Annotated in this window: 4 protein-coding genes and 1 pseudogene; 3 read left to right on the top strand and 2 right to left on the bottom strand. The window is 68.1% G+C overall.

The window, feature by feature from the left end; genetic code table 11:
- Positions 1-476 (bottom strand): NAD(P)H-hydrate epimerase (locus AC2W7M_RS20305; protein WP_486134433.1); only part of this gene is annotated, 476 nt, incomplete at its 3' end.
- Between the two features lie 219 nt (positions 477-695).
- Here AC2W7M_RS20305 and AC2W7M_RS20300 point away from each other — a divergent pair.
- The 3 genes from AC2W7M_RS20300 (at position 696) to AC2W7M_RS20290 (ending at position 3,851) form a co-directional block, all read left to right on the top strand.
- Positions 696-1,034 (top strand): P-II family nitrogen regulator, encoded by a 339-nt coding sequence (locus tag AC2W7M_RS20300; RefSeq protein ID WP_121622298.1) that lies wholly within the window; start codon positions 696-698, stop codon positions 1,032-1,034.
- A gap of 52 nt (positions 1,035-1,086) precedes the next feature.
- Positions 1,087-2,502 (top strand): type I glutamate--ammonia ligase, encoded by a 1,416-nt coding sequence (glnA, locus tag AC2W7M_RS20295; RefSeq protein ID WP_486134431.1) that lies wholly within the window; start codon positions 1,087-1,089, stop codon positions 2,500-2,502.
- A 317-nt stretch (positions 2,503-2,819) separates the two neighbouring features.
- Entirely contained in the window at positions 2,820-3,851 is a 1,032-nt protein-coding gene (locus AC2W7M_RS20290) for an esterase-like activity of phytase family protein (protein ID WP_486134429.1), read from the top strand.
- 249 nt (positions 3,852-4,100) lie between these two features.
- On the opposite strand, the pseudogene AC2W7M_RS20285 reads toward AC2W7M_RS20290, so the two are convergent.
- Positions 4,101-4,531: pseudogene (locus AC2W7M_RS20285) on the bottom strand (DNA gyrase subunit B); the annotation flags it as partial.

Raw genomic sequence — 4,531 nt, 5'->3', positions numbered from 1 at the left:
GCCGTCGAGCCCGGACGGCAGGTCGGACGGCGACGATGGGCCGGCCCGCCGCCGCCATGCCGCTCCACCAGCGCCTTCGCCGCGCCGTCGAGGTCGCGAGCGAGGCCGGCGCCGAACAAAGCGTCGACGATGAGATCGCAGGCGGCAAGGTCCACCGCCGCCGGCTCGTCCACCGGCCCCTTCCACAGGCGCGCCACCGCGGCGGCATCGCCCGCAAGCCGATCGCGGTCGCCGAGCAGCGCGAGGCGCACCCGGAAGCCGCGCTGGGCGAGGATGCGCGCGGCGACGAATCCGTCGCCGCCATTGTTGCCCGGCCCGCACAGCACCAGCACGCGGGTGGCGAGCGGACTGCGCGCCACAACGTCTGCGACAGCGGTGCCGGCGCGCTCCATGAGCGTTAGGGACGGCGTGCCCATTTGCACGGCGAAAGCGTCCGCGCGCGCCATTTCCGAGGGATCGAGAAGCTCGCAGCCCACATCCAGCTCCCGCCTGCCTAGTTCATATCCAAGCCGCTGCCTGCCGCCGGGAAAATTTCGCCTAAACTTTACTCAATGTGATTACGATCCGTGCATAAATGCGCTCCTCTGCGGGAGTCGGACGGCGCGGGCCATGGAGCCTGAGCGTGGCACGCATCCTGCTTCAAATGCGCCGGCTCGGCCATGCGGCGGAGGGGCCGGGCCAGGGAGACGGAGCGCATGAAGAAGATCGAGGCAATCATCAAGCCCTTCAAGCTGGACGAGGTGAAGGAGGCGCTTCAGGACGTGGGCCTGCAGGGCATCACCGTAACGGAGGCGAAAGGGTTTGGGCGCCAGAAGGGCCACACCGAGCTTTACCGCGGTGCCGAGTACGTCGTGGACTTCCTGCCCAAGGTGAAGATCGAAATCGTTCTCTCCGACGAAATGGTGGACAAGGCCGTGGACGCCATTCGCCGCGCCGCCCAGACCGGGCGCATCGGCGACGGCAAGATCTTCGTCTCCTCGATCGAGGAGGCGATCCGCATCCGCACCGGCGAGTCCGGCCTCGACGCCATCTGACTTTCCCTTCCTCGCCCATTTCACTGCTGATCGAAGAAAGGTAGACCCTCTCATGAAGCTCAAGACGGTCAAGGACGTCCTCGACGCCATCAAGTCCGAGGACGTGAAATACGTCGACCTGCGCTTTACCGACCCGCGCGGCAAGTGGCAGCACGTGACCTTCGACATCGGCATGGTGGACGAGGAATTCCTCTCCGAAGGCACCGCCTTCGACGGCTCCTCCATCGCCGGCTGGAAGGCCATCAACGAGTCCGACATGCTGCTGATGCCGGACCCGGCGAGCGCCTGCATCGACCCGTTCTTCTCCGAGACCACGATGTCCATCGTGTGCGACGTGCTGGAGCCCACCACCGGCCAGCCCTACGGCCGCGACCCGCGCTCCATCGCCAAGAAGGCGGAAGCCTACGCCAAGTCGACCGGCATCGGCGACGCGGTCTATTTCGGCCCCGAGGCCGAGTTCTTCATCTTCGACGACGTGCGCTTCAAGGCCGACCCGTACAACACCGGCTTCAAGCTCGACTCCATCGAGCTGCCGACCAACTTCGACACCGAGTATGAGGGCGGCAACCTCGGCCACCGCGTGAAGACCAAGGGCGGCTACTTCCCCGTCCCGCCGATCGACTCGGCCCAGGACATGCGCTCCGAGATGCTCGCCTCCATGGCGAAGATGGGCGCCCACGTCGAGAAGCACCACCACGAGGTGGCGTCCGCCCAGCACGAGCTCGGCCTGAAGTTCGGCTCGCTCGTGACCATGGCCGACCACCTGCAGGTCTACAAGTACTGCATCCACCAGGTGGCGAACATCTACGGCAAGACGGCGACCTTCATGCCGAAGCCGGTGTTCGGCGACAACGGCTCGGGCATGCACGTGCACCAGTCGATCTGGAAGGACGGCAAGCCGCTGTTCGCCGGCGACAAGTATGCCGACCTCTCCGAATACTGCCTGTGGTACATCGGCGGCATCATCAAGCATGCCAAGTCGCTGAACGCGTTCACCAACCCGCTGACCAACTCCTACAAGCGTCTGGTCCCGGGCTACGAGGCCCCCGTGCTGCTCGCCTATTCGGCGCGCAATCGCTCGGCCTCCTGCCGCATCCCCTACACCAACAACCCGAAGGCCAAGCGCGTCGAGGTCCGCTTCCCCGATCCGGGCGCGAACCCCTACCTCGCCTTCGCGGCTTTGTTCATGGCGGGCATGGACGGCATCCTAAACCGGATCGACCCCGGCTCGGCCATGGACAAGGACCTGTACGACCTGCCCCCGGCGGAGCTGAAGCAGATCCCGACCGTGTGCGGCTCGCTGCGCGAGGCGCTCGCCTCGCTCGAGGCCGACCACGACTACCTGCTGAAGGGCGATGTGTTCCAGAAGGACTTCATCGAGTCCTACATCGAGCTGAAGATGGCCGAGGTGATGCGCTTCGAGATGACGCCGCACCCGGTCGAGTTCGAGATGTACTACTCGGTCTGATGCGCCTTCCGGCGGCCCGGTTCGCCGGGCCGCCTTGGGCTCTCGGGTCTCTCCCACTGGGGCGCCCATCCGGGCGCCCTTTGCGTGGCGGGCCGGGCACGTTCAATCGCGTGTCACGGGCCAAGCCTAGGCTTGCCGCCAATCTCTTCCCGAGACGGTGGATGCCAGCCATGGTCCAGAGCCAGCCCCCTTCTTCGTCCCCACCGCCCGCGCGCGCGAGGCCGCGGACGACGTCGCCGCAAATCTCTCCGACGCCCCCCACCTTCGGCGACGTGGTCGCGCCCGCTTCGGCCGGCGCGATTTGCTGAAGGGCCTCCTTGGGCGGTCGCCGCCATCTCGGCCACCCAGTCTCGCCGCTGGCGCTCGCCGCCGCCGCGCTTCTCGCCGCGCTCGCCCTCGCCACCGCCTTCACCAAGCCCGGCGCCCTGCCGTTGGAGAAGGTGCCGGTGGCGGTGGACGCCGCGCCGGTGAAGACCTTCGCCTTCAATGACGAGCGGCAGCGCTTCGGGCCTCTGGAATTCCGCGGCGGGCTGGTGCTGTCCTCCGCCTTTCCCGGCTTCGGCGGCATCTCCGGGCTGGCGCTCGACGACGACGGCGCGCGCTTCCTCGCCGTGACCGACGCCGGCCTGTTCCTCGCAGGGCGGCTGGTGCTGGAGGGCGACCGGCCGGTGGGGATGGCGGACGTGAGCGCCATCGCCATCCGCGACGACAAGGGATTGCCGATCGCGCGTTCCGGACAGGGCGATGCCGAGAGCCTCACCCTGTCCGCCGACGCCGCTTATGTGGGCTTCGAGGGGCGCAACCAGATCTGGCGCTATCCCCGCGCGCCTCTGGGCGCGAACGGTGTCCCGGTGGCAGCTCCGGCGGTCCGCTCCTTGTCCGTGAACAAGGGGCTGGAGACGCTGGTCTTCGTGCCGTCAGGCCCGCTCAGGGGCGCGCTCATGGGCCTGTCCGAGGAGGGCGTGACAAGTGCGGACACGCTCGACGGCTTCATCATCGGCGGTCCCCGGCCAGGCACGTTCTCGGTGCGCCGGCATGATGCCTTCGCCGCCACCGACGCGGCGCTGACGCCGGACGGCGACGTGATCCTGCTGGAGCGCCACTACACCCGCTCGACCGGCGTGAAGATGCGCCTGCGCCGCTTCCCGCTCGCCGCCGTGACGCCGGGGGCGGTGATCGACGGCGAAGTGCTCGGCACCTTCGACATGGGCTACCAGATCGACAACATGGAGGGGCTCGCCGTAACCCGCAACGCGGCCGGCGAGACGCTGCTGACGATCATTTCCGACGACAATTTCAACCCGCTCCAGCGCACCGTCCTCCTGCGCTTCGCTCTGCGGGCGGATTGAGGGGGCGTCCTGTTCCGGGACGCCCCGACCGTGTCGGCGGAACGGCCAGCGAACGGAGCGCGTCCGAATCGGTGTGCGGGGCACGTTTTCGTTTGTTCTCGGGGATGCCCGGCGGCTGCCATGTCCCGCGCGCCGTCATCATGCTCCGGCTTGACCGGAGCATCCATGCCTGGGGCGCGAGGGTGGGCCCTCCGGTCAAGCCGGAGGGCGACGGTCCGAGGTTGGGGCGCTGGTTGTGCGCCCCCGCCCTCAGACGTCGACGCTGGCCTTGAGCGCGTTCTCCTGGATGAACTCGCGGCGCGGTTCCACCGTGTCGCCCATCAGGCGGTTGAACAGGTCGTCGGCCGCGTCCACTTCCTTGATCTTCACCTGGAGCAAGGAGCGGGCGTTCTTGTCCAGCGTGGTTTCCCAGAGCTGGTCGGGGTTCATCTCGCCGAGGCCTTTGTAGCGCTGGAGCGAGAGGCCCTTGCGGCCGGCATCGGTGACGGCGTCGAACAGGTCGATGGCGCCGAACAGCAGGTGCTCGTCGCTCTTGCGCTTCAGCGTCGCCGCGCCGGCGAACACGCCGTCGAGGTCGCGCGCGAGCGTGGCCAGGCGCCGGGCGTCGGGCGAGGCGAGGAAGGCGGCGTCGAGCCGCGCCACCTCCATCACGCCGCGCACGGTGCGCGCGAAGCTGAAGC

The organism is Xanthobacter sp. BG11Y11_SDJG (genome assembly GCF_057364445.1).
The sequence above is the reverse complement of the archived record's forward strand: the minus strand, read 5'-3'. Positions and strand labels throughout refer to the sequence as shown.

Coding starts and splice junctions, on each gene's coding strand:
- AC2W7M_RS20300 (WP_121622298.1), top strand. CDS start 696: ATGAAGAAGATCGAGGCAATCATCAAGCCCTTCAAGCTGGACGAGGTG.
- glnA (WP_486134431.1), top strand. CDS start 1,087: ATGAAGCTCAAGACGGTCAAGGACGTCCTCGACGCCATCAAGTCCGAG.